Source organism: Acidobacteriota bacterium, from assembly GCA_016716905.1.
GTDB lineage: Bacteria > Acidobacteriota > Vicinamibacteria > Vicinamibacterales > SCN-69-37 > SYFT01.
Genome location: JADJUS010000022.1, coordinates 405385 through 429445, shown reverse-complemented (window position 1 = coordinate 429445; position 24061 = coordinate 405385). Strand labels below are relative to the sequence as shown.

Below are 24061 nucleotides of genomic sequence, written 5' to 3'. Positions count from 1 at the left end.
AGTCGTTCTCTCCAACAAGGCAGGTGAATCGTGCGTATTCTTCGTGTTGCCGCATTAGCGGTGTGTGGTCTGATCCTTCCGGTTGTGGCCGCAGGGCAGGACTTTGGTGTCATGAATTCGGCTGAGACCATCAACAAGGGCAACGTCAAGCTGATGGCGAACCCGATCGTGGTTTTCGGCAAGGGAAACGCCGACAACGAAATCGGTGTGGCGCTGGTCGGCGGGTACGGATTCGGCAGCCGGTTCGATGTCGAGGCCAAAGTGGCCCTCTTCGACACCGATACGTTCTTCGGTGCCGACGCGGAATACTGGTTGGTGAACACCGGGCCGGTGAATGTGTCGCTGATCGGCGGCTTCCATCTGGACCGCGGCGACGGTGCCAATGCGAAGGGCTTTGACCTGACGGGCCTGGCCAGCGGAAAGATCGCCGATCGCCTGGAGTTGTACGGCGGCCTGGACTTTTCCCGGGTGTCCATCGACAACGCTAACTTCAGTTTCAACACGCTGCACCTGGTGCCGGGCATTGAGTACAAGGTCAACTCGAATATCGACTTCGTGTCGGAGTTCGGTCTGGCGCTCAACGACGACTCGCGGCACTATTTCAGCATCGGCATCGCCTACTACGTGCGCCCCCGCTGACCTTGGAGAACCGATACATGTCCCGACTTGCGAAACTTGCCGCACTGACCCTCCTGGCCGCAGGCGCCCTGGCCACCGGCGCCTGCGCTTCGACAAAATCCATCAACGAACTCCTGGCCGACCCGGCCCGTTACCGGAACCGCACGGTTCAGGTCTCTGGCGAAGTGGTTGACAGCTTTTCCGTGGCCAACCGTGGCGCCTACCGGATCGACGACGGCACGGGCGAGTTGTGGATCGTGTCTGAGGTGGGTGTGCCTCGCCGAACGGCGCGAGTCTCGGTCAAGGGTCGGGTCCGCGAGGGCTTCAACTTTGGTTCGCTCAGTGACGCGCTGAAGCTGCCTCCGGGCATCGCGGCCGGTCTCGTGTTGCTCGAATCGTCACACAAGGCGAAGAGGTAAACGTCGCCATGACGATCACACTCCCAGGTCTTCTCATCCTGCTCGTCATCGCCTGGGTGTGCGGTGCCGTCGGCAAGGCGCTGGCCGGCGGCGCCCGCGGCGGTCTCATCACATCCATCGTCGTGGGGTTCATCGGCGCCCTGGTGGGACCGTGGATCGCCGGGCAACTCGGCCTCGCCGAGCCGATGATGCTGCAAGTGGCTGGAGAATCGTTTCCTGTCCTCTGGTCGATCATCGGTGGGGCGCTGTTTGTGGCGCTCCTGCACCTGCTCTCCGGAAGGCGGTAGGGACTGATGGCGTGGCACCTTTCGCGACGGATGTCGGTGGTGGGCCTGACACTGTTGCTCGGCGCTGTGGCGCTCGGTGCGCAGACCGTGATCGTGGCGCCCGACAACAAGTACACGCCAGCCGAGGATGTCCAACTGGGCCGGGAGGCCGCAGTCCAGGTGGAACAGCAACTGCCGATCTTGCGCGAGGCGGACGTGACGTCCTGGCTCGAGTCGGTCGGCGGACGACTGGTCGCGAAGATTCCGGCGAAGTTCCGGCATTCGGAGTTCCGCTATTCCTTCAAGGTGGTGAACGCCGGTGAGATCAACGCGTTTGCGTTGCCCGGCGGTCCCTCGTTCGTCAACCGGGGCATGATTTCGCAGTCGCGCACCCAGGGCGAAGCCGTGAGTGTGCTGGCCCACGAGATCAGTCACGTCGCGCTCAGGCACGGCACGGCGCAGGCCACGAAGGCCACCAAGTACGAGATTGGCACTCTCGCGGGCGCGGTGCTGGGGTCGATCATCGGCGGCAAGTGGGGCGGGGTTGTCGCGCAGGGCTCGGAAATCGCGCTCGGCACCCATTTCCTGAAGTTCAGCCGCGAGTATGAACGACAGGCCGACCTGCTCGGGTCACATCTGATGGCCGCGGCCGGGTATGACCCCCGCGAGATGGCCAGCATGTTCAAGATCATCCAGTCGCAAGGCTCGTCAGGAGGACCGGAATGGCTGAGCAGCCATCCCGATCCAGGTAATCGATCCGACGCGATCGCCAAGGAGGCCGCGTTGCTGCGTATCGAAAACCCGGTGCGCGATACGCGCGCCTATCAGGCGGCGCGCACCCGGCTGAGCGGGCTGGCGCCGGCGCCCGCGCCCAGAACCGACGGCGGAGCATCGGGTGGGGGCACGGGCGGAGGCGGCACGACCGGGGGGACCCTCGATCCGGGCCGCGTGGCCGCGCCCGCCACATCGTCCACCTCGTACACCCAGGGCGACTTGTTCAGTGTGAGCGTGCCGTCGAACTGGCGCGAACTGCCCGGGAATGATTCGGTGACGTTTGCGCCGGACGGTGCGGTCGGCGAGGTGCAGGGCCAGGGTGTGGTGACACACGGCATGATCATCTCGGCGCAGGCGGGCGAGTCGCGTGACATCGCTGCGGCCACTGAGGCGTTCATCGCCTCGTTGGCCTCGAGCAACCCGAGCTTACGTCGAGACACCGGATACACGCGCGCGTCGCTGGGCGGTCGCGAGTGGCTTCGCACTACGCTCTCCAATCGGTCGGCAGGGACCAACCCAAACACAAACAACGACGAACGCATCGCGGTCTTTTCCCTCCTGCTCGAAGACGGGACGCTGTTCTACGCGCTCGGCATCGCGCCGCAGGACCGCTTCTCGTCGTATGACGCCACCTTCCGCAGGGTGGTGGGTTCGATTCGCTTCCTCCGATAAGCGGCTGGCCCCGTGCCGGGCCAAGCGGTGCCACGGTCGAAAAATGGGTTGCCTGTGCGACGCTCATCGCTCACTATCGAGCGGTACTTGAGACTGCGTCCTCCAGGAGTCCCTCCCATGGCCCGTTCGATTGCCCGTGTCGTCATCCTGTTTGTTGTTTTCACGTCCGCGGCCCTGGCGCAGAACCGCCGCGCGTTAACAGCCGCCGACTACGATCGCGCCACGAAGATGCTCGCACCCGCCCTGGCTGGGCTGGTCGTGGGAGGCACCGTGAACGCGACGTGGCTGCCCGACGGCCGGTTCTCCTACCAGCGGACGACCCTGACAGGCACCGAGAACGTGGTGGTCGATCCGGTCAGGCGCACGCGCGAAGTGGTGGCCACCCCGCCGGCCGGAGGCCAGACACCACCGGCCGCGGCCGGGCGCGGCGGTGGTGGCGGCGGTCGAGGTGGCCGCGGCGGCATGCAGATCACCAACAAGACGTGCGGCACCAATGTCACCGGCCTCAGCGGTCCGCCGCCTGCATCCATGTCGCCCGATGGCACGAGGGCGGTGTTCATCTGTGACTGGAACCTCTGGGTTCGTGATGTCAAGACGGGGCAGGATCGCCAACTCACAACCGACGGTGTGAAGGACTTCGGCTACGCCACCAGCAACGCGGGGTGGACCACGAGCGCCGCGCCGTCGCTGTCGTGGTCGCCCGACGGCAAGAAGATCGCGACGCAGCATCAGGACGAACGGAACGTCGGCGACATGTACCTGGTGCAGACGCCGGTCAACGGCGGGCATCCTGTGCTGCGGGCGTGGAAGTATCCGCTCGCGGGTGATCCGGTGGTGGCCATGATCACGCGCGTCATCATCGATGTGGACACGGGCAAGGTCACGCCCCTCCTGATGCCGCAGGACTTCCATCGCGCCATGGACGAGGACGACCTCGACATGTCCGAGTACCTCTGGAGCCCCGACAGTACGAAGGTCGGCCTTGTCTCCACGGATCGGTTCCACAAGAACTCCACGGCCAAGCTCGCGGACGTCACGACCGGGGAAGTCCGGACGCTTTTCACCGAAACGGAAAAGACGCACGTGCAGACACGCGTGCAGTGGCGGATTCTCTGGAAGTCGAGTGAAGTGCTCTGGTACTCCCAGCGCGAAGACACCGCGCAGATGTACCTTTACGACCTGAACACGGGCCAGCTGAAGAATCGCATCACCAGCGGCGTGGGCCCGATCACGAATATTGTGCGCCTCGACGAAGCGACGCGCACGATGTGGTACGAAGCGGTGGGGAAGGAGCCGGGGCAGGACCCGTACTACACGCACCTCTACAAGGTGGGGCTCGACGGCAGGAACAATGTATCGCTGACACCCGACAACGGCACCCACACGACGCAGATTTCGCCCGACGGCAAGTACGTGATTGACACGTTCTCGCAGCCGGACGTGGCGCCCGAGACGACGCTGCGGGATGGGGCGACGGGCGCGCTCATCATGCCGCTCGAGAAGGCCGACATCTCGAAGCTGCTGGCCACCGGCTGGAAGCCGCCGATGCAGATCAAAATGCGTTCGGCCGACGGCAAACACGACATCTACGGCGTGTTGTTCCGGCCGACGAACTTCGACCCGACGAAGAAATACCCGATCATCAATCAGGCCTACCCCGGACCGCAGTCGGGAAGCGTGGGCTCACGCGCGTTCTCGGCCGCGCGCGGCGATCGGCAGGCGCTCGCCGAACTGGGCTTCGTCGTCGTGAGCATCGACGGCACCGGCACGCCGAACCGATCGAAGTCGTTTACCGATGCGTACTACGGCGCGATGGGACGTCACAACACGCTGCCCGATCAGGTGGCCGGCATGAAGGAGCTGGCCACGCGGTATCCGTGGATCGATATCGACAAGGCGGCGATGTGGGGCCACTCGGGCGGCGGGTTCATCACCGCCGGCGCGCTGCTGGTGGCGCCGTATAACGATTTCTTCAAGGTGGGCATCGCCGAGTCGGGCAATCACGATCAGCGCCAGTACGAAGACGATTGGGGCGAGCGGTACCAGGGCGCGCTCGTCAAGAACCCGGACGGCACCGACAATTACACGGTCGAGGCCAACCAGACGCATGCGGCTGGCCTCAAGGGGCGTCTGTTCCTGATCCACGGCACGATGGACAACAACGTGCCACCGTACAACACCTATCTGGTGGCCGACGCGCTGATCAGGGCCAACAAGGAATTCGACCTGTTGATGATCCCGAATGCGGGGCACGGGTTCGCGGCCGCCGGCAACTATGTGATGCGGCGGCGCTGGGACTACTTCGTGAGGCACCTGCTCGACGCTGAGCCCCCCAGAGACTACGTGGTGCCGGCGGCGGCGCCCGGAGGTGGGCGAGGCGGCGGATTCTGACGTTTTTGTCGCGCCGTTTTGTTTGACTCAGTGCCTGACACGTCCGTAAAATGAAGGATCAGACCCCGCGACCAGGTTCCAGTCCATGCAGCCATACGAAACACTCATTCTCGTCGCGTATTTTTTTGTCCTGAGCATCCTGGGCATTTACGGATGGCACCGGTACTACCTGGTGTACGAGTACATGAAGAACAAAGACCGGGTCCCTGGGCCTCCGCCGCCCATGAAGGACCTGCCGGTCGTGACCATCCAGCTCCCGATCTTCAATGAGATGTACGTGGCCGATCGTCTGATCGACTCGGTCTGCGACATCGACTACCCGAAAGACAAGCTCGAGATTCAGGTGCTCGACGATTCCACCGACGAGACCCGCGAAATTGCCGCGATGGCTGTGGAGCGCCAGGCGGCACTTGGATTCGATATCAAGTATCTGCACCGGACGAACCGCGTGGGGTACAAGGCCGGCGCACTCGATGAAGCGTTGAAGGTGGCGCGCGGCGAGTTCGTGGCGATTTTTGACGCGGACTTCGTGCCGACCGCCGACTTCCTGATGAAGACCGTCGGGTATTTCCAGGACCCGAAGGTGGCGCTCGTCCAGGCGCGCTGGGGACACATCAACCAGAACTATTCCCTGCTCACGAAGATCCAGGCCATCCTGCTCGACGGCCACTTCGTGCTGGAACACGGCGGGCGCAATCGCGCCGGGTGCTTCTTCAACTTCAACGGCACGGCGGGCGTGTGGCGCCGGACGGCGATTGGTGATGCCGGCGGCTGGCAGCACGACACGCTCACGGAAGATCTGGACCTCAGTTACCGGGCGCAGTTGCGCGGCTGGCGTTTCCTTTTCCTGCCCCACCTCGTGACGCCGGCCGAAGTGCCGGTGGAAATGAATGCGTTCAAGTCGCAGCAGCACCGCTGGGCGAAGGGGAGCATCCAGACGTGCCGCAAGGTGTTGCCCGCGATTCTGGCCTCCAACCTGCCGCGCAAGGTGAAGATCGAGGCCTTTTTCCATCTCACCGCGAACTTCAACTACCTGCTGATGTGCCTGTTGTCGGTGCTGATGTTCCCGGCCATGGTCGTGCGTTACAACATGGGCTGGACCGAGATGCTGCTCATCGACGTGCCGCTGTTCTTTGTCGCCACGGCTTCGGTATTCAATTTCTATCTGGTGTCACAACGCGAGCTGTATACCGACTGGGTGACGCGCGTGAAGTACCTGCCCGTCGTGATGGCCATCGGTATCGGGCTTGCGGTCAACAACACGAAAGCGGTTTTCGAAGCGTTGTTCGGCGCGCCCGGGGAATTTACCCGGACGGCGAAATACGGCATCTCGACCTCCAAAGATGGATGGCAGAACAAGAAATACCATCAGGCCATGTCGGTGCAGCCCATCATCGAGCTGGCGCTGGGCCTCTACTTTTCGGCGACGGTGGTGTACGCACTGGCCCACGGCATTTACGGCACACTGCCGTTCCTCCTGCTGTTCCAGTTCGGCTTCCTGTATGTGGGGCTCACCTCGATCCTGCAGCAGCTCGGTGATGGTGTGATGGTGAAGGCGCCGAAGATTGCAGACTAAGGCACCTGGGTAACAGTCGGGATGGATCATGAGTACCGTCAGTGAAGTGAAGGCCAAGGCCGGCCTGGAAGATGTGGTCGCCGGCGAGTCGGCTATTTGTTATATCGATGGCGACCGGGGCGTGTTGTCGTACTGTGGCTACGACATCCACGACCTCGCCGATATGGACCACGGCGTGTCGTTTGAGGAAACCTGCTTTCTCCTCTGGCACCGCCGGTTGCCGAACCGGGCCGAACTGGGCGACCTGCAGACACAACTCGACGCAGCGCGACGCCTGCCCGAGCCGATCCTGCGCGCGATGAAGTCGCTGCCGGCCGGAGATGGCATGGACGCGCTTCGCACGCTCACGTCCATGCTGGGGCACTACGACCAGGACGCCGCCGTCCACACACCCCAGGCCAACTACCGCAAGGCCGTGCGCCTGACCGGCCAGATCGGGTCCCTCGTGGCCACCTGGGGCCGAATGGCGGCGGGAGGCGGCGCCATTGACCCCGATCCGGCGCTGGGCCACGCGGCCAACTTCCTGTACATGCTCACGGGCACGCGCCCATCAGCGCTTGCCGCGCGTGCGTTTGACGTGTCACTGGTGCTGCATGCCGACCACGAGCTGAATGCGTCCACGTTTGCGGCCCGCGTCTCGGCCGCCACGCTCACCGACCTGCACTCGGCCATCGTCGGCGCGATTGGTGCGCTCAAGGGACCGCTGCACGGCGGCGCCAACGCCGAAGTCATGAAGATGCTGCTCGACATCGGCCAGGACGCCGGAGTGGAGCGTGCCGGTGAATATGTGCGCGCGAAACTCGCCCGCAAGGAAAAGATTTCCGGCTTCGGGCACCGCGTGTACCACACGGAAGATCCCCGCGCCACGCACCTGCGCCGCTTTTCCAAGTCGATTGGCGAGAAAGCCGGACAGCCGCAGTGGTTCGCGATGTCGGAGCGGATCGAGCAGGTCGTCAAGGGCGACAAGGGCCTGAATCCGAACGTGGATTTTTATTCGGCGTCCATGTTCTACTCGCTCGGCATTCCCATCGCGCTGTATACCCCGATCTTCGCCGTCAGCCGCATCAGCGGCTGGACCGCGCACGTGCTGGAACAATACGCGAACAACAGGCTCATTCGTCCGAGGACCGAGTACATCGGCCCGGCGTATCCGCAACAGGTGTTGCCGCTTGATCAGCGTTAACGCCCGCTGATACGACCGCACCACATGGATCAACGCTTCATTCGCAATTTTTCGATCATCGCGCACATCGATCACGGCAAGTCCACGCTGGCGGACCGCTTTCTCGAGGCCACCGGTGCGCTCCAGGCCCGCGAGATGGAAGCCCAGGTGCTGGACTCGATGGACCTTGAGCGCGAGCGCGGCATCACGATCAAGGCCCACGCCGTCCGCCTGAACTACACCGCCGACAACGGCCAGGCGTACGTGCTGAACCTGATCGACACGCCCGGCCACGTCGACTTTTCGTACGAGGTCACCCGTTCGCTGGCCGCCTGCGAAGGCGCACTGCTGCTGGTGGACGCCTCGCAGGGCGTGGAAGCGCAGACGCTGGCCAACGCGTATCTGGCCATCGAGAACAACCTCGAGATCATCCCGGTCATCAACAAGATCGACCTGCCTGGCGCCCAGCCCGAAGAAGCGAAGCGCCAGATCGAGGAGATCATCGGCCTGGATGCCGACGGCGCAATCCTGGCCAGCGCCAAGCAGGGCCTGGGCGTCCATGAAATCCTCGAAGCCATCGTGCATCGCCTGCCTCCACCGGCGGGCAACCCCGATGCGCCGCTCAAAGCCCTGATTTTTGACTCGTGGTACGACGCCTACCGCGGCGTGGTCATCCTGACGCGCGTCATCGACGGCACGATGAAGCCCGGCCAGAAGATCCGCCTGATGAATGCCGGCATCGACCTGCAGATTGACGAACTGGGCGCGTTCTCACCAAAGCCCGTCCCGGTGTTGTCGCTCGGAGTCGGTGAGGCGGGCTTCGTGGTGGCCAACATCAAGAACGTGGCGGAAGCCAAGGTGGGCGACACCATCACCGACGCTGCCGTTCCGGCGGCCACGCCGTTTCCCGGATTCAAGGAACTCAAACCGATGGTGTTCGCCGGGCTGTACCCGGTGGAGAGTTCGCAATATTCGGAACTGCGCGAGGCGATGGAGAAGCTGCGCCTGAACGACTCGGCGTTTTTCTTCGAGCCCGAAACCTCGGTCGCCCTGGGCTTTGGTTTCCGGTGCGGGTTCCTGGGGTTGCTGCACATGGAGATTGTGCAGGAGCGCCTTGAGCGCGAATACAACATGGACCTGGTCACCACCGCGCCAGGCGTGCTCTATCGCGTGACCACCACCGACGGGGTCGTCCAGGAAATCGACAGTCCTTCGAAGCTGCCGGACCCGGGTCGCATCCAGAAATTCGAAGAGCCGATCATCAAGGCCACGATGCTGACCCCGGCCGCGCATGTGGGCGCGATCCTGGAACTGTGTCAGGAAAAACGCGGCGTCCAGAAGGGGATGGAATACCTCAAGTCGGACCGCGTCGTCATCACCTACGAGTTGCCCTTTAACGAAGTGGTGCTCGATTTTTATGACCGGCTCAAGACGGTGTCGCGCGGGTACGCGTCGCTCGACTATCACGTCATCGGCTACCAGGAAGCGTCGCTCGTCAGGCTCGACATCCTGGTGAATGGCGAGCCCGTGGACGCGTTGTCCACCGTGCTGCACGCCGACTCCGCCTACAGCCGTGGCCGACTGCTGGCCGCGAAGATGCGGGAGCTGATTCCCAGACAGATGTTCGACATTGCGATTCAGGCGGCGATCGGCAGCCGGATCGTGGCACGTGAAAGCGTACGGGCGCTTCGCAAGAACGTGCTGGCCAAGTGTTACGGCGGCGACATTTCGCGCAAGCGCAAGTTGCTCGAGAAGCAGAAGGAAGGCAAGAAGCGCATGAAGCGGGTGGGCCGCGTCGAGATCCCGCAGGAAGCGTTTCTGGCGGTGCTCAAGGTCGGGACCGAGTGATGAAGAAGTCCGTGGCGCGCGAGTACTCGGAGTCCTTGATCATCGCGGTCGTCCTGGCGCTGTTTGTGCGCACCTGGGTCTTCCAGGCGTTCAAGATTCCCACGGGCTCCATGGAGCCGAACCTGCTCATCGGCGACCACCTCATCGTCAACAAGATGATCTTCGCCCCGTCGGCGACCGGCCTCGAGCGACTGGTGGTACCCGGTCGAGAGATTCGTCGCGGCGACATCGTGGTGTTCAAGTACCCGGACGAACCCGAGCGCGACTTCATCAAGCGGGTGATCGGCCTGCCGGGCGACCGCCTGGAACTGCGCCGTAAGACGATGTATATCAACGGGAAGCCGCTGGCCGAGAGCTACGCGCACCTCTCGGAGCCACCGTCGGAGTCTGCCGGAGTGACGCAGGATCTGCGTGAGTTCTACGGCCCGGTGACCGTGCCGCCCTCGCAGTACTTCATGATGGGCGACAACCGCGACAATTCGCAGGACAGCCGGTACTGGGGCTTCCTGCCTGCGCACTACGTCAAAGGCCGCGCGCTGTTCATCTACTTCTCGTTCGAAGAGGGCGGGTCGCTGACGCAGATGCTGCAGGGCACGCGATTCGAGCGCCTGTTCGATTCCGTCAAATAGTCATCCCACGGGAATGACCGTGGTGAGGAGCGTGCGTGCGTCGCGCATGAGCTTCGCCGACTCTTCGCGAATGGCCGTCTGCAGCTCCGTGTCGGTCAGCCCACCCAGATTGATGTCCACGTTGTCGAGCGCGCCCTCGGCGGCGGCCAGCAGCAACCGGTAGCCGACCTTCACGTCGCTGGCTGCCGAGGGGTTGCCGTACGCGGCCGCCGCGCGGCCTTCCTGCATTGCGCGCACGCACGCCCGAATGGTTTCGAGCGGCACTTCGGTGGCGACGCGTGTGGCGTCCTGAATCGCCGCCTTGCGTTCAAGCTTCTCTGTGTCGGTCGCCTTGGGCTTCCGGAAGGCCGCCACTACGAGGTCGTATGCCGACGCGTCGCGATCCACCAGCGATGCCAGCTCATCGCGCAGCGCGAGCAATTCTGTATGCGCGGAGTCGAGGGCTTCGCGTTCCGCGATCGCGTTGGTGCGCGACTTGGGCATGCCGGTGACCATGACGAGCAGCGCCGTGCCGGTGGCGCCGACCAGGGCGGCGGCCGACCCTCCGCCCGGCGTTGGGTCGGCGGCGCTGATGGCTTCAAGCAAACTGGTGATAGTGCGATCGATCAACATAAGACACCCTTCTTGTAGACGCCGGCGATCGGCGCGGCATTCACGCGCAGGAGATTGACGGCGGGGCCGTGGACCAGCACCGCGTCGAATTGTTTGCCCGGTTCGAGGCTGCCCACCACATGGTGGCGATCGAGGGATGCGGCCGCATTGATCGTGGCCGCGACCAGCGCTTCCTCGAATGTCATGTGCATCGCAAAACAGGCGAGCGCGATCGCAAATGGCATGGACGGCGAAAACCCGCCCCCGGGGTTGACGTCGGTCGCGAGGGCCACGGGAACCCCGGCTGCAATCAGATCGCGCGCCGGCGCAAACTGGCCCAGTTTCAGGTGGAAGGCCGCGCACGGCAGCAGGGTGGCGATGACGCCACCGGCGCGCAGAGCCTCGATGCCGTTCGCGTCCACGCGCACCAGATGGTCGGCCGACCGCGCGCCCACGGCGGCGGCCACCTGTGGCCCCCCGCTTGCGGCAAGTTCGTCGGCGTGGATACGTGGCTTCATTCCGGCCCGTACGCCGGCCTCGAGAATGGCCGTGGACTCTTCGGGCGTGAAGAACCCGCGATCGCAGAACACGTCGCACCATTCCGCGTGAGGTGCAGCGGCGGGAATCATCTCGTCGATCACGAGCCGCACATAGTCGGCCTGGCGGCCGCGGAACTCTGGCGGAATTTCGTGCGCGCCGATAAAGGTCGGGACGAGTTCCATGGGCTGCGTGGTGTTGAGGTGTGCGACCACGCGGAGCATACGGACTTCGGTGGCGGTATCGAGGCCATAGCCGCTCTTGGCTTCAGCGGTCGTCGTGCCCTGGCGCAGCATCTCGGCCAATCGCACCGCGGTCTGGGCTGCGAGGTCATCTTCTGATGCCGCGCGTGTGGCTCGCACCGTGGACAGGATGCCGCCGCCGGCCGCCGCAATCTCGGAGTACGTCGCACCGCCGAGCCGCCGGCGGAGTTCGTCACGGCGGTCACCGGCGAACACCACGTGCGTGTGCGGATCCACAAACCCGGGTACGAGTGACTTGCCGCGGCCGTCCACGACCATGGCGTGCGGGTCGAGCGTGATCTGTGCGCGCACCTCGGCAGTGGTGCCGGTCGCCACGATGGTGGCCCCGTCACACGCGACCGCGCCATCGGCCACCGGCGTTATGTCGCCCTGTCGTCCGCCCGCGCGCGGTCCGTCACCGGCCACGGTATAGAGCTGGTCGAGATGTTCAAGAAGGAGAGTGGTCACGCCTGCTGACCGAGTATAACGGAGAGGCGCTGCCGCACCTGATCAGCGGTGAGGCCTGCGATGGCCAGCGACTTCGAACGAGACTGCTCGCCGCCCACAATCGTGACATCGCGCCTGGGCAGGTCGAGCGCCTCACTGACGATCGCGATGACGGCGGCATTGGCGGCGCTGTCCACCGGTGGGGCGGTCACCTTCACGAGGAGGCGTCCTTCTCTGATGCCTTCAATGGCCGTGCGCGAGGCCCGGGGGGTGACGCGCGTTTCCAGGCGGACACCACGCCGATGGATGCCCAGTGCCAGCACGCTCATGCGGGCGTGACAGGCGGCGGCCGACGTCCGAAGATGGCGGTGCCCACGCGTACCAGGGTGGCGCCCTCGTCCACGGCCACTTCGCAGTCGTGGCTCATGCCCATGGAGAGTTCCGCCAGGGCCGCGGCCGGCAGTCCACGCGCGATGAGCGCGTCACGAAGGTCGCGCAATTGCCGGAACCACGTGCGCGCCTCCTCGGGGTCATCCGCGATCGGTGGCACGGTCATGAGGCCGCGCAGTTCAACGGCGCGACACGCGAGTGCGGCCCGCGCCAGATCTTCCACGCCGTTGCGGTCGGCGCCAAACTTGGTGGCTTCCTCGGCGAGATCCACCTGGAGCAGGATCTGCGGACGCGTACCGGCGTCGACGGCCCCGGCATCCACCTTCTTCAGGAGGTCGATCGAATCGATGGAGTGAATCCAGTGAAACGCCGCTGCGGCCTTTTTTGCCTTGTTGGATTGGAGGTGACCGATCAGGTGCCACGTCAGCCCCAGCGCCGCGGTGGCGGCCACTTTATCGAGGCCTTCCTGCACGCGATTCTCGCCGAAGTCGCGCTGACCGGCTCGGGCGGCGGCAAACACGGCTTCAACGGGGAAGGTTTTCGAGACGGCAATCAGCCGAAGGCTATTGGGGGAACGATGGGCGCGGTGCGCCGCGCCTTCAAGGCGGCGGCGCACCGTGTCCAGATTGAGAGCGATCTCGGCGTCCAGCGCAGGGCCGGACATGCTACTTGATCTGTTTGAGAATCGCCTTCGCCATTTCGGCGTTTTCGCCGGCCGGCGCAATCTTCAGGTATTCCTCAAAGGCCTTTGCCGCGTCGGGCAGCTGGCCCAAATTGAGGTTCGCCATGCCGAGACGGAAGTGGGCTTCGGCCATCTTCGGATCGAGCTTGATGACCTTCTCAAACTCCACCTTGGCTTCGGGGAACTTGCCGGCGTTCCACAGGATGATGCCCTGGTTGTAGAGAGCCGCCGGGTCTCCGCCGGTGGCCGAGGCACCCAGCAGTTCGTTGGCCTTGGTGCTCATCGCGCTCGCTTCGTCGAACTTCTTCTGCTGGTTGTAGAGGATGGCCAGGGCGGCGTACGGGTCGGCCAGCTTCGGGTCCAGCTTGATGGCCTCTTTGTAGGAGGCCTCTGCGGCGACCTGGTCGCCTTTTTTGGTGTGCGCGTCGCCAATCTTCGCGTGGCAGATGGCGCAATTCGGAATCTGTCCCGCCACCACGAGGAGCTTGGCGATGGCATCATCGGGCGCCGTGGCAATGGCGGCCACGCCGGCATCAAACTCGGCCTGCATCGTGGCCATCAGCTTGTTGCGGGCCTCGATGTCCTTGTCGGTCATGCCCGTCGTATCCGTGCCCGCACCCTTGGTGGGCACCTTGATGATGAGCGTGGCGACGCGGATCATTTCATTGATCTTGACGTGCACCGTCTGCACGCCCGTCAGTTCACCCTTGGTCGCCGTCATCTTCCATTCGCCGGTGCGCAGACCGGCGCGGGTGAACTCGCCGCGGATGTTGGTCTTGAGGCTGACGGTGATTTCCACGTCGCCGACGTAGTTCATGACGATTTCGGCTTCGGGCACACCTTTGCCCGCCTCGTCTGTGACCAGTCCGCGCAGCGACCCCTGCGCCTGTCCATAGGCAGAAGTAGCTGAAACCAGCAACACAAGAGCGATGGCGCTCACCATCCAACCGCGACGAACTGACTGACGAACCATGGGCGTCCTCCGTGTTCTATTTTATACGTGATTCGATCGGGCCGTCAGGGCAGGAACATCCGGCTCACCGCGTCGAGGTCCCGGGTGACGGGCACTGGCGGAAACGAGGCCAGGAAGCGGCGGCCATAGGCCATGCGGCTGAGCCGCGGGTCGAGAACCGCAAGCACACCACGATCCGATTGGGTGCGGATGAGCCGGCCCATGCCCTGGAGCAGGGCGAGAGTGGCGAGCGGGACCTGATAGTCGTGGAAGGGATGCCCCCCTGCGGCTTCGATGGCAGCGATTCTCGCTGCGACCAGGGGGTCGCCCGGTGAGGCAAATGGCAGGCGATCGATGATCACGCAGCTGAGGGCCTCGCCTGCCACATCCACGCCCTGCCAGAAGCTGGCGGTGGCAAACAGCACGGCATTCGGTGTGTTCCTGAAGTCGCGCAAGAGCGCGGGCCGCGGCGCCGTGCCCTGCAACAGCAGGGGCCATGGCACGTGGGGCGCCACCTGCTCGTAGACATCGCGCATGGCGGCGTAGGACGTGAACAGCACAAACGCCCGCCCACGCGACCGCTCCAGCAGTTCCGCCACCACGCCGGCGGCGGCGCGATTGAAGTCGGGCGACCGCGGATCGGGCATGTCCGGCGGCAGATAGAGCAAGGCTTGCGTCCGGAAGTCGAACTCGGAAGGGAGGCGGACGTTGCGGGCCGTCGTCAGGCCGAGCCGGCCCTGCACGTAGTCGAACGAGCCGGCCACGGTGAGCGTGGCCGAGGTCAGCACCGTCGCGCTTCGCTCGCCGATGACCTTTTCGCGCACCAGCGCAGCCACGTCGATCGGCGCGGCGCGCAGCGCCAGGCCACGCCCTCGCGCTTCGAGGAAGTGGACAAACGCCGGGTCGTCCACCGCCAGCAACACGCGCAGGTCCTCGCGCATGGCGACCGCACGGGCCATGATGGCCTTCAGGTCTTCGGGGACCGGCTCGCAGGCGGCCGCGGCGCCACACAGGCGCTGCAGTTCTTCCCGCATCACCGTGCCTTCGTGATCCAGTCGAGCCGCCGAGTCGGGCGTCAGCGTGGTACGGTCGCCGCCCCGATCACGCGTCGCCTCCAGGCGCGCGCGATCAAAGAGCCGGCGTCCCGCACGCTCCACATCCCCGATGGCGTGGTGGACCCCGACGGCGCTTTTGCCCTGTTCGGCCGGGATGGACGCCACCGCCTGCGTGGCGTCTCGTACGAATTCGTCGAGCCGATGTGTGCTGAACACCAGCCCGAAATATTGCGTCACCACATCTTCGAGCTGGTGGGCTTCGTCGATCACCGCGAGATCGCACGCCGGAATCACCGCGCCGAAGTCGCCTTGCCGCACCGATGCGTCCGCGCACAACAGGTGGTGGTTGACGACGATCACGTTGGCCTCGTCGGCGCGCTCGCGCATGCGCGTAATGAAACAGTCGGCGTATTGCGGACACTCGCGGCCCAGGCACTGGTCACTGGTCGCCGTCAACTCCGTCCAGAACGGAAAACTGTCGGGCATATCCGTCAGCTCCGCGCGATCGCCGGTCTGCGTTTCCGGCAACCACTCGGCCAGCGTATCGAGCCATCGCTGTTCCTCCTCACCCAGCGAGGCGCGCACTTCCTGCAGGCGGTCGTAGCGGTGGCGACACAGGTAGTTGGCCCGGCCTTTCATGTAGGCCGCACGCAGCTCCACGCCAAGCGCCCGCGCCAGCGCGGGAATGTCCTTGTAGAAGATCTGGTCCTGCAGGTTGCGCGTACCGGTGGACACCAGTACGCGGCGGCCAGAGAGTACAGCCGGAACGAGATACGCCAGCGTCTTGCCGGTGCCCGTTCCCGCTTCGGCAATGAGGATGCCGCCGTTTTCGAACGTATCGGCCACGCGCGCGGCCAGTTCGCGCTGTCCCGGACGTGCTTCGAACGCGTCGTCGCTTCGGGCCAGCGGGCCGTTGTCGGCAAAGACGTCGGCGACGCGGGCGGTCAGTGTCCGAGCGTGGGGTACAGCGGGAACTTCCGGCACAGGGCTTCGACTTCCGATCGGACGGCTCGCGAAACCGATTCGTCGTCGGGCGAGGCGAGCACCCGCGCGATGAACTGGGTGACAAGGTCCATCTCGGCTTCGCCGAGTCCGCGAGTGGTGACGGCGGGTGTGCCCAGACGAATGCCGCTGGCGGTCATCGGGGGCTGCTGATCGAAGGGAATGGCGTTCTTGTTGACGGTAATCGCGGCCCGGCCCAATGCGGCTTCAGCCACCTTGCCAGTCAGGCCTTTGGAGAACACATCCACGAGCACGAGATGGTTGTCGGTGCCGCCACTGACGATGCGGAAGCCGGCGGCAGCGAGTCCGTCGGCCAGGCGCGCAGCGTTGGTGATGACCTGTCGCTGGTAGAGACGGAATACGTCGCTTTGCGCTTCCTTGAAGCAGACAGCCTTACCGGCAATGACGTGCATCAACGGACCGCCCTGAACGCCGGGGAACACGGCGCGATCGATGTCCTTTGCGAACTCCGCACGGCACAGGATGAGTCCGCCGCGCGGCCCACGCAGGGTTTTGTGTGTGGTGGTGGTGACGAAGTCGGAATGCGGCACCGGACTCGGATGCAGGCCCGCGGCCACAAGGCCGGCGATGTGCGCCATGTCGGTCATGACGAGTGCGCCGACTTCGGTGGCGACCGCGCGGATACGCGCGTAGTCGAAGGTGCGGGCGTAGGCGCTGGCGCCCACGACGATCATCTTTGGCCCGTGTTCGCGCGCCAACCGTTCCAGCTCGTCGTAGTCGAGCCGCTCGTCGTCTTGCCTGACGCCGTAAGGAATGATCGTGAAGTACTTGCCGGAGAAATTGAGCGGATGGCCGTGGGTGAGGTGGCCGCCATGGGCCAGGTTCATGCCGAGAATGGTGTCGCCAGGTTTCAGCATGGCGAGGTAGACCGCCGTGTTGGCCTGGGCGCCGGAGTGCGGCTGCACGTTGGCGTGGTCGGCGCCGAAGAGGGCCTTGGCTCTGTCGATGGCCAGTGTTTCCGCGACATCGACGAACTCACAGCCGCCGTAGTACCGCTTGCCGGGGTAACCTTCGGCGTACTTGTTGGTCATGATCGACCCGACCGCTTCGAGAACGGCCGGGCTGACGAAGTTTTCGGAAGCGATGAGTTCCAGGCCTTCTCGCTGGCGCCCCAGCTCCTGGTGAATGGCGGCGGCGATGTCGGGGTCGGTCGCGTGCAGGTGTGTCACGGTCAATCCAGGTGGTTTCTTTTTGGCGCGGCGCCATCCAGTTGGGTCAGTTTGTTGACGCGGCGCTCGTGCCGGCCGCCTTCGAATGGAGTCTCGAGAAAGGTTGTCACGATCTGCTGGGCCAGTGCCAACGGCGTCAGCCTGGCGCCGAGCGTGAGCACGTTGGCGTCGTTGTGGCTGCGGCTGAGTCTGGCGGCTTCGAGGTCGGTGACGGATGCGGCGCGGATGCCCGCGATCTTGTTGGCGGCGATCGCCATGCCGATACCCGAGCCGCACACGAGCACGCCGCGGTCGTACGCGCCCGACGCCACGGCACGCGACACGTCGGCGGCAATGTCGGGATAGTCCACTGATTCGGGGCCGTGTGTGCCGAAGTCGGTGTACGCCAGTCCTCGAGCCTCAAGCAGGAGGGCCAGTTCGTCCTTGAGCGTGACTCCCGCATGATCGGCGCCAATCGCGATGCGCATCGCTTCTGAGTATAGTCGGAAGGGTCTACAATCGAGTGTGCTTCCCATTGCAGTGATCTCCGTCCGGGGTGTGGAACGTTGGCGTGCAGGGCATCCCTGGATCTATCGCTCGGACGTGATGACGGCTGAGGCCGAGCCCGGTGATCTCGTGGAGGTCCGCACCGAACGTGGCCGGCCCCTGGGACTCGCGTTTTTCAGCAGCACGTCCCAAATCACGCTGCGGATGCTGGGGGAAGGGCCGCGCGACGAGCGCGTGCTGTTTGGTGACCGGTTGCGGGCGGCGCTGGCGTATCGAGACGCGCTCTCGCCCGACGGGAACGCCTACCGGTTGGTCAGCGCGGAAGCCGATGGCCTGCCCGCGCTCATCGTTGATCGCTATGGCGACTATCTGGTGGTGCAGACGCTTTGCCAGGCCATCGACCGGCGACTGAACCTGATCGTGGAGCTGCTGAGCGAGGCCCTGAAGCCCAAAGGCATCCTGGCCCGCAATGACGCCAAGATCAGGCGCCTCGAGGACTTGCCCGAGGTGGTGGAGGTGGTGGCCGGCGAGGTGCCGGACCTCATCGACATCCGCGAGGGCGACATTACGCATCGAGTGGACGTGCGGCACGGACAGAAGACCGGGCTGTTCCTCGACCAGCGCGAAAACCACCTGGCGGCCGGCCAGTACGCCCGCGGACGCGCGCTCGACGCGTTTTCCTACAACGGCGGATTCGCACTGCAGATGGCGCGCCGGTGCGAGTCGGTGCTGTCGATCGACGGATCGGAGCTGGCCGTGGCGGCGGTGGCCGACAATGCGCGCCGAAACGGCCTGACCAACATCGAGGCCCGGCTCGCCAATGTGTTCGACGAACTCCGGGAACTGGAAATCGCCAAGGAGCGTTTCGACACGATCGTGCTGGATCCGCCGGCGTTTGCCAAGAACAAGGCCACGCTGGCGAAGGCGCTCGGTGGGTATAAAGAGATCAACCTGCGGGCGCTGAAACTGCTCAAGCCCGGTGGAATCCTGATCACCTGCAGCTGTTCCTATCATGTGGGCGAGGCGCTGTTTGAGGACATGCTGCTGCACGCGGCGATCGATGCCCATGCGTCGGTGGCGCTGGTCGAGAAGCGCCTGCAGGCCCGCGATCACCCCGTGTTGCTGGGTGTGCCGGAGACGGCCTATTTGAAGTGTTTCGTCGTCCGGAAGCTCTAGACCCTCCCGAGGTATAGTCCGGACATGAGTCGCACCACGTACGAGCCCCTGACCGAAGAAGATTTCGACCGCGCTTTTCCCGGTTCGCGCAAAGTGTATGTGCCCGGGCCCGGAGGCGTGCGTGTGCCTATGCGCGAGATTGGCCTGGCCGCCGGTGAACCGCCGCTGCGCGTGTACGACTCGAGTGGGCCGAGAGGGTTCGACGCGCATGTCGGGCTCCCGGCGCTGCGCCGCGACTGGATCGTGTCGAGGGGCGACGTGGCCGAGACCGGCCGCGGACGGATTCTGAAGGCGCGCGACGGCAAGGGCGTGTCGCAACTCCACTATGCCCGGCGCGGCGAGGTCACGCCGGAAATGGAGTTCATCGCGCTGCGCGAAGGCCTGCCCGCAGAGTTTGTGCGCGCCGAGGTGGCGCGCGGGCGCGCCATCATTCCGGCAAACATCAACCATCCGGAACTGGAGCCCATGATCATCGGGCGCAACTTCCTGGTGAAGATCAACGCCAACATCGGTAACTCCGCCGTCTCATCGTCCATCGTTGAAGAGGTGGACAAGCTTCGGTGGTCCACGCTCTGGGGCGCCGATACCGTCATGGACTTGTCCACGGGCAAGAACATTCACGAGACGCGCGAGTGGATCATGCGCAACTCGCCCGTGCCGATTGGCACGGTGCCGCTGTATCAGGCGCTCGAGAAGGTCGGCGGCCGCCCCGAAGACCTGAGCTGGGAGGTGTATCGCGACACCCTCATCGAGCAGGCCGAACAGGGCGTGGACTACTTCACGGTCCACGCGGGTGTGTTGCTGCGCTACATCCCGATGACGGCGCGCCGGCTGACCGGTATCGTCTCCCGTGGCGGATCGATCATCGCCAAATGGTGCCTGGCGCACCATCAGGAGAGTTTCCTGTACACGCACTTTCGTGAAATCTGCGAAATCATGCAGGCCTACGACGTGTCGTTTTCCCTCGGTGATGGCCTGCGCCCGGGCTCGATTGCCGACGCCAATGACGAGGCGCAGTTCGCGGAACTCAAAACCCAGGGCGAACTGACGAAGATCGCCTGGGAGTACGACGTGCAGGTGATGAACGAGGGCCCCGGCCACGTGCCGATGCACCTGATCCGCGAAAACATGGAGAAGCAGCTGGAGTGGTGCGACGAGGCGCCGTTCTACACGCTGGGGCCGCTGACCACCGACATCGCGCCCGGCTACGACCACATCACGTCGGCCATTGGCGCCGCGATGATCGGCTGGTACGGCACGGCGATGCTCTGCTACGTGACGCCCAAGGAGCACCTGGGCCTGCCGAATCGCGATGATGTGAAGGCCGGCGTCATCACGTACAAGATTGCCGCCCACGCCGCCGACCTCGCTAAAGGCCACCCCGGCGCGCAGGTGTGGGACGATGCGTTGTCAAAGGCGCGGTTTGAATTCCGGTGGGAAGACCAGTTCAACCTTGCCCTCGATCCGGTGACCGCTCGCGCGTTTCACGACGAAACGCTGCCGTCCGATGGCGCGAAAGTGGCGCACTTCTGTTCGATGTGCGGACCGAAGTTCTGCAGCATGGAGATCACGCAGCAGATTCGCGACTTCGCTGACGCGCAGGCGGTGGACGTGGAAGAGGCGCGGACGCTGGGCCTCGCGGGCAAGGCCGAGGAGTATTTGCGCCAGGTCGCCAAGGCGGATTCGACACGAGGCATGAAGGGCTGAAGGGGCAGTACCCCACCCGCACTCACCTCCGCACGGCAGTCCAGATCTCTGTTTCGGTCTCGGCGAGCGAAAGATAGAGCGCCTTGCCGTCGGGGCTGACGGCGAACTGGTCGGACAGGTCTTCGGGGAGTGTAAGCAGGTCACTGCGCAGGCCCGTCGCAAGGTCCACGCGGGAAAGCCGCCGGGCCTCGCCACAGATGAGCGTGCGGGTATGGGGCACGAACCGCACCCAGTCACAGGGGTGTGAAAGCCGCTGGTAGGTGCCCGACGTCAACGAATACACCGCCGTCCCCACCCGTCCGCCGTCGGAACTGCGCACGAGCCCCACGATCAGATCGCCCGCCCAGTCGGCGGGACGGAATCCCTCGCCCTGCGACGGGGGAGGAATCGCCCGTTGGTTGCCGCCGGTTGAGACGAACGGCGCGAAGCCGCGCGTGAACCACGCCAGGTGTGTGCCGTCGGGAGACCATACCGGCGAGAACGCGCCGGTGGGATGCGAGACAAACAACTGGACGTCCCGGCCATCGGGCCGCACAGTCCACAATTGATAGTCGCCTCCCCGGTTGGAGCCAAACGCAATGCGCTGCCCATCGGGAGACCAACTCGGCCCGCGATCACGCACATCGCCCGTCGTCAGCTTCCGCAGATCCGATCCGTCGGTGCGGAAGACGACGAGGTTTTCGGAGCGCTCCTGCTCGAACGCCACGATCCACAGGCCATCTGGTGACACCGACGGATAGCGCACCCGGAGGGCAGGCGGTGTGATGCGCTGAGGTGCGCCGAGAGGATTGAGACTCACCCGCCAGATCGACGAGGTGGGCTGGCGTGTGGCGTAGGCAATGGCGCCGTCGCGCGAAAACGTGAACGACCCGGCGTAGGTGGCTGGCAGGTCCATCGCTTCGGCTGCGCCAAGAACCCGTCCCGAGTTCGGATCGACGCGCGCGCGCCAGGCGTTCATCACGCCGCTCCGGTCCGACGCCCAGCACAGCCAGCCGTCCGGCGACCACACAGGATTCCACTCCGTCGACGCGCCGTCAGTGACGGCCACAGGGCGTCCACCGTTTGACGCCACCGTCCACACGCGCCGGCGGCCACCGTCGTCCACAGACCAGAACGCGAGGCGTGCGCCATCAGGTGACCATGCGGGCTGGATGGCGTCGAGCATGGGGCCTTCGACGGGCACGGGCTCGTCTGCGCCGGTGACCAGATGCACCACCCGCAGTTGGCTGTTGGTGGTCGGCCGCTCCTCGACCCGGGTGAACTCGCTGGTGGAATACGCGAGTTGCGAGCCATCCGGCGACCACGCCGGCAGGTGGCCGTGACGCGCGACCTGCCGCACGTCGGACGAGCTGAGGTTGATCACGAACAGCCCGCCCCCATCCCGATCCGATCGGAAGGCAATCTCACGGCCGTCTGGTGACCACGTCGGCTGGCGACCCTCCTGACGCAGGTCGAGCGGCGTCATGTCGGTGCGGCCGTGCACGAACAGGCGCGACGTTCCCTGGCTCGTCACCGAATAGGCCAGTCGAGTTCCGTCTGGTGACATGGCGGGGAAGGCGGCCGAGGCGGCGGCGCCGGTCACCCGGTGGGCGACGAAGCCGCCGGAGTCAGGCGTGACGGGTTTGGACCGCAGTGCCATCAGGAGCGCGGCGACCGCCACAATCAAGGCCGCAGCGGCCCACCATGCCGGACGCGCGAACAGGGCCGGCCGGTCGAGCACTGCGCCCACCTGTTCCATCGACTGAAAGCGCGCGGCCGGATCAGCGGCCACGCACCGATCGATGACGCGCCGCCATCGCGCCGGGATGCGCGAAGCGCCCGCCGGATCGCGGCCCGTGAACATCTCACGAAATACCACGCCGAACGCATAGACGTCCGACCGCGCATCAAGCGGACGGCCCGCCGCCTGCTCGGGCGACATGTACGCGGCTGTGCCCGCGGGCCCTTCCGCCATCGCGGCAGCGTCAATCGACTGCGCGATGCCGAAGTCCAGCACCTTGACCGTGCCGTCGGGCCGCACCATCACATTCGACGGCTTCAGGTCGCGATGCAACACACCCGCCGCGTGCGACGCGGCCAGCGCACTCGCAATCTGCCTCGCGTACGAAAGCGCGTCCGTACGTAGGGCGCCCTGGTTTTCAAGGGCGCCGATCAACTCCTGCAGCGTGCGCCCCTCCACGCACTCCATGACCAGCGCCGTCGCGCCGTCATGTTCGATCACGTCATGCAGCGTGACGATGTTGGGGTGGTTGAGCGAGGAGACGGCGCGGGCTTCGGCCAATGCCGCCGTGGTGCGCGCGCCGAAGGGCAGCAGTTTGATGGCCACTGTGCGACCCAGCCGCGAATCGCGGGCGCGATAGACCACGCCCATGCCGCCGGCGCCGATCGCGCTCTCCACCACGTACGGACCAATCGTGGCGCCGGGCGGCAGGATCGCTTCGGCCAGCGGCACAGGGCGATCAATGAACGATGATTCGGTCTGGCCGGCGGCCACGAGCGCCTCCACCTCTGCGCGCAGTTCGGCCTCGCAGTGTGCGTCGAGCCACGCCGACGCTTCCGCAGGGTCGAGTTCGAGCGCGGGTTCCAGCACGTCGCGAATGCGCCGCCAGCGCTCAGGCGTCATGCGCTGGTGGGCTCCGCCGGCGCGTCCCCGGCAGCGTCAGTGCTCACAGGTGGTGCGCCGAGTTCGAGCAGGAGCCAGGCGCGCGCCGACGCCCAGCGCCGCTTGACCGTGGCCGGTGAGAGTTCCAGCACGGTTGCGGTTTCTTCGATGGAGAGTCCAGTGAAAAACCGCAGTTCCACAATGCGGCTTTGCGACTCATCCAGCTTCGCGAGCGCGTCCAGCGCATCGTCGAGATTTGTCAGTTGCACCGATCGCTCGATGGGCCAGTCCACTGTGGCATCAAGAAAGATGCTGATGGTGCCGCCACCGCGTTTCAGCCGAAGGCGGGCGCGGGCGTGTTCCACAAGAATCCGGCGAATCACCAGGCTCGCGACGGAGTAGAATTGCGCCCGGCTCCTCCAGTTTCCGGTCTGGCGATGGACCAGACGCATGTACGCCTCGTGCACCAGCCCTGTGGGTTCCAGGGTGTGGTTCGTGCGTTCGTCTTTCAGTTGCGCCGAGGCGAGCTTGCGCATTTCGTCGTAGACGAGCGGGGTCAGCGAGCGGAAGGCCTCTTCGTCGCCTTCGGCCCAACGCTGTAGCAATTCGGTGACATCGCCGCCCACGGGCTGAAATTCTAACCCGGC

21 protein-coding genes are annotated in these 24061 nt (G+C 65.0%); 11 read left to right on the top strand and 10 right to left on the bottom strand.

Features of this window, described 5'->3' with window-relative positions:
• Positions 1-30 precede the first annotated feature (30 nt).
• The 9 genes from IPL75_18045 (at position 31) to lepB (ending at position 10355) form a co-directional block, all read left to right on the top strand.
• Positions 31-639, top strand: a complete 609-nt coding sequence (locus tag IPL75_18045; GenBank protein ID MBK9242101.1) for a hypothetical protein — start codon at positions 31-33, stop codon at positions 637-639.
• A gap of 17 nt (positions 640-656) precedes the next feature.
• On the top strand, positions 657-1037 hold the full coding sequence (locus IPL75_18040; GenBank protein MBK9242100.1) for a hypothetical protein: 381 nt from the start codon (positions 657-659) through the stop codon (positions 1035-1037).
• Between the two features lie 14 nt (positions 1038-1051).
• A complete protein-coding gene (locus IPL75_18035; protein ID MBK9242099.1) occupies positions 1052-1324 on the top strand; it encodes a hypothetical protein in 273 nt (90 codons plus the stop codon).
• A 6-nt stretch (positions 1325-1330) separates the two neighbouring features.
• Positions 1331-2749: a M48 family metalloprotease gene (locus tag IPL75_18030; GenBank protein MBK9242098.1), complete on the top strand. Its 1419-nt coding sequence runs from the start codon at positions 1331-1333 to the stop codon at positions 2747-2749.
• Positions 2750-2866: 117 nt separating this feature from the next.
• A complete protein-coding gene (locus IPL75_18025; GenBank protein ID MBK9242097.1) occupies positions 2867-5140 on the top strand; it encodes a DPP IV N-terminal domain-containing protein in 2274 nt (757 codons plus the stop codon).
• Between the two features lie 85 nt (positions 5141-5225).
• Complete coding sequence (locus tag IPL75_18020) at positions 5226-6716, top strand: glycosyltransferase (GenBank protein ID MBK9242096.1); 1491 nt, start codon at positions 5226-5228, stop codon at positions 6714-6716.
• 28 nt (positions 6717-6744) lie between these two features.
• Positions 6745-7899 carry a citrate synthase gene (locus IPL75_18015; protein ID MBK9242095.1) on the top strand — a complete coding sequence of 385 codons (1155 nt, stop codon included), beginning with the start codon at positions 6745-6747 and terminating at the stop codon, positions 7897-7899.
• Positions 7900-7923: 24 nt separating this feature from the next.
• The gene (lepA, locus tag IPL75_18010; GenBank protein ID MBK9242094.1) at positions 7924-9726 is read left to right on the top strand and encodes an elongation factor 4; all 1803 of its coding nucleotides are present in this window, start codon (positions 7924-7926) and stop codon (positions 9724-9726) included.
• Positions 9726-10355, top strand: coding sequence for a signal peptidase I (lepB, locus tag IPL75_18005; protein MBK9242093.1), 630 nt, complete (start codon positions 9726-9728; stop codon positions 10353-10355). Before lepA ends, lepB begins: the two co-directional genes overlap by 1 nt.
• Here the strand turns inward: lepB and IPL75_18000 are convergent, their stop codons facing one another.
• The 8 genes from IPL75_18000 to rpiB are packed head-to-tail and all read right to left on the bottom strand — an operon-like array spanning position 10356 to position 17910.
• Positions 10356-10967, bottom strand: coding sequence for a cyclodeaminase/cyclohydrolase family protein (locus IPL75_18000; protein MBK9242092.1), 612 nt, complete (start codon positions 10965-10967; stop codon positions 10356-10358).
• Positions 10961-12193: an imidazolonepropionase gene (locus IPL75_17995; GenBank protein MBK9242091.1), complete on the bottom strand. Its 1233-nt coding sequence runs from the start codon at positions 12191-12193 to the stop codon at positions 10961-10963. Before IPL75_17995 ends, IPL75_18000 begins: the two co-directional genes overlap by 7 nt.
• Complete coding sequence (locus IPL75_17990; GenBank protein MBK9242090.1) at positions 12190-12501, bottom strand: DUF167 domain-containing protein; 312 nt, start codon at positions 12499-12501, stop codon at positions 12190-12192. Before IPL75_17990 ends, IPL75_17995 begins: the two co-directional genes overlap by 4 nt.
• The gene (locus tag IPL75_17985) at positions 12498-13226 is read right to left on the bottom strand and encodes a YggS family pyridoxal phosphate-dependent enzyme (GenBank protein MBK9242089.1); all 729 of its coding nucleotides are present in this window, start codon (positions 13224-13226) and stop codon (positions 12498-12500) included. The genes IPL75_17990 and IPL75_17985 overlap by 4 nt, the downstream gene beginning before the upstream one ends.
• A gap of 1 nt (position 13227) precedes the next feature.
• Positions 13228-14217 carry a tetratricopeptide repeat protein gene (locus IPL75_17980; GenBank protein MBK9242088.1) on the bottom strand — a complete coding sequence of 330 codons (990 nt, stop codon included), beginning with the start codon at positions 14215-14217 and terminating at the stop codon, positions 13228-13230.
• 44 nt (positions 14218-14261) lie between these two features.
• The gene (locus IPL75_17975) at positions 14262-16235 is read right to left on the bottom strand and encodes an ATP-dependent DNA helicase (protein ID MBK9242087.1); all 1974 of its coding nucleotides are present in this window, start codon (positions 16233-16235) and stop codon (positions 14262-14264) included.
• Positions 16196-17443, bottom strand: coding sequence for a serine hydroxymethyltransferase (locus tag IPL75_17970; GenBank protein ID MBK9242086.1), 1248 nt, complete (start codon positions 17441-17443; stop codon positions 16196-16198). Before IPL75_17970 ends, IPL75_17975 begins: the two co-directional genes overlap by 40 nt.
• Positions 17444-17445: 2 nt before the next feature.
• Positions 17446-17910, bottom strand: a complete 465-nt coding sequence (gene rpiB / locus IPL75_17965; protein ID MBK9242085.1) for a ribose 5-phosphate isomerase B — start codon at positions 17908-17910, stop codon at positions 17446-17448.
• Here rpiB and IPL75_17960 point away from each other — a divergent pair.
• Together IPL75_17960 and thiC are read left to right on the top strand one after the other, a co-directional pair.
• On the top strand, positions 17903-19105 hold the full coding sequence (locus tag IPL75_17960) for a class I SAM-dependent rRNA methyltransferase (GenBank protein ID MBK9242084.1): 1203 nt from the start codon (positions 17903-17905) through the stop codon (positions 19103-19105). The two genes, rpiB and IPL75_17960, sit on opposite strands and share 8 nt — an antisense overlap.
• Before the next feature lie 24 nt (positions 19106-19129).
• Entirely contained in the window at positions 19130-20812 is a 1683-nt protein-coding gene (thiC, locus tag IPL75_17955; GenBank protein MBK9242083.1) for a phosphomethylpyrimidine synthase ThiC, read from the top strand.
• 22 nt (positions 20813-20834) lie between these two features.
• Here thiC and IPL75_17950 read toward each other — a convergent pair whose 3' ends face one another.
• Together IPL75_17950 and IPL75_17945 are read right to left on the bottom strand one after the other, a co-directional pair.
• On the bottom strand, positions 20835-23435 hold the full coding sequence (locus IPL75_17950) for a PD40 domain-containing protein (protein ID MBK9242082.1): 2601 nt from the start codon (positions 23433-23435) through the stop codon (positions 20835-20837).
• Positions 23432-24040: a sigma-70 family RNA polymerase sigma factor gene (locus IPL75_17945; GenBank protein ID MBK9242081.1), complete on the bottom strand. Its 609-nt coding sequence runs from the start codon at positions 24038-24040 to the stop codon at positions 23432-23434. Before IPL75_17945 ends, IPL75_17950 begins: the two co-directional genes overlap by 4 nt.
• Positions 24041-24061: the final 21 nt, after the last annotated feature.

What these genes read in the sequence shown, in the direction of transcription:
- IPL75_18040 (MBK9242100.1), top strand. Translation starts at nt 657, where the DNA reads ATGTCCCGACTTGCGAAACTTGCCGCACTGACCCTCCTGGCCGCAGGC.
- IPL75_18030 (MBK9242098.1), top strand. Translation starts at nt 1,331, where the DNA reads ATGGCGTGGCACCTTTCGCGACGGATGTCGGTGGTGGGCCTGACACTG.
- IPL75_18025 (MBK9242097.1), top strand. Translation starts at nt 2,867, where the DNA reads ATGGCCCGTTCGATTGCCCGTGTCGTCATCCTGTTTGTTGTTTTCACG.
- IPL75_18020 (MBK9242096.1), top strand. Translation starts at nt 5,226, where the DNA reads ATGCAGCCATACGAAACACTCATTCTCGTCGCGTATTTTTTTGTCCTG.
- IPL75_18015 (MBK9242095.1), top strand. Translation starts at nt 6,745, where the DNA reads ATGAGTACCGTCAGTGAAGTGAAGGCCAAGGCCGGCCTGGAAGATGTG.
- lepA (MBK9242094.1), top strand. Translation starts at nt 7,924, where the DNA reads ATGGATCAACGCTTCATTCGCAATTTTTCGATCATCGCGCACATCGAT.
- lepB (MBK9242093.1), top strand. Translation starts at nt 9,726, where the DNA reads ATGAAGAAGTCCGTGGCGCGCGAGTACTCGGAGTCCTTGATCATCGCG.
- IPL75_18000 (MBK9242092.1), bottom strand. Translation starts at nt 10,967, where the DNA reads ATGTTGATCGATCGCACTATCACCAGTTTGCTTGAAGCCATCAGCGCC.
- IPL75_17990 (MBK9242090.1), bottom strand. Translation starts at nt 12,501, where the DNA reads ATGAGCGTGCTGGCACTGGGCATCCATCGGCGTGGTGTCCGCCTGGAA.
- IPL75_17985 (MBK9242089.1), bottom strand. Translation starts at nt 13,226, where the DNA reads ATGTCCGGCCCTGCGCTGGACGCCGAGATCGCTCTCAATCTGGACACG.
- IPL75_17980 (MBK9242088.1), bottom strand. Translation starts at nt 14,217, where the DNA reads ATGGTTCGTCAGTCAGTTCGTCGCGGTTGGATGGTGAGCGCCATCGCT.
- IPL75_17960 (MBK9242084.1), top strand. Translation starts at nt 17,903, where the DNA reads ATGCGCATCGCTTCTGAGTATAGTCGGAAGGGTCTACAATCGAGTGTG.
- rpiB (MBK9242085.1), bottom strand. Translation starts at nt 17,910, where the DNA reads ATGCGCATCGCGATTGGCGCCGATCATGCGGGAGTCACGCTCAAGGAC.
- thiC (MBK9242083.1), top strand. Translation starts at nt 19,130, where the DNA reads ATGAGTCGCACCACGTACGAGCCCCTGACCGAAGAAGATTTCGACCGC.
- IPL75_17950 (MBK9242082.1), bottom strand. Translation starts at nt 23,435, where the DNA reads ATGACGCCTGAGCGCTGGCGGCGCATTCGCGACGTGCTGGAACCCGCG.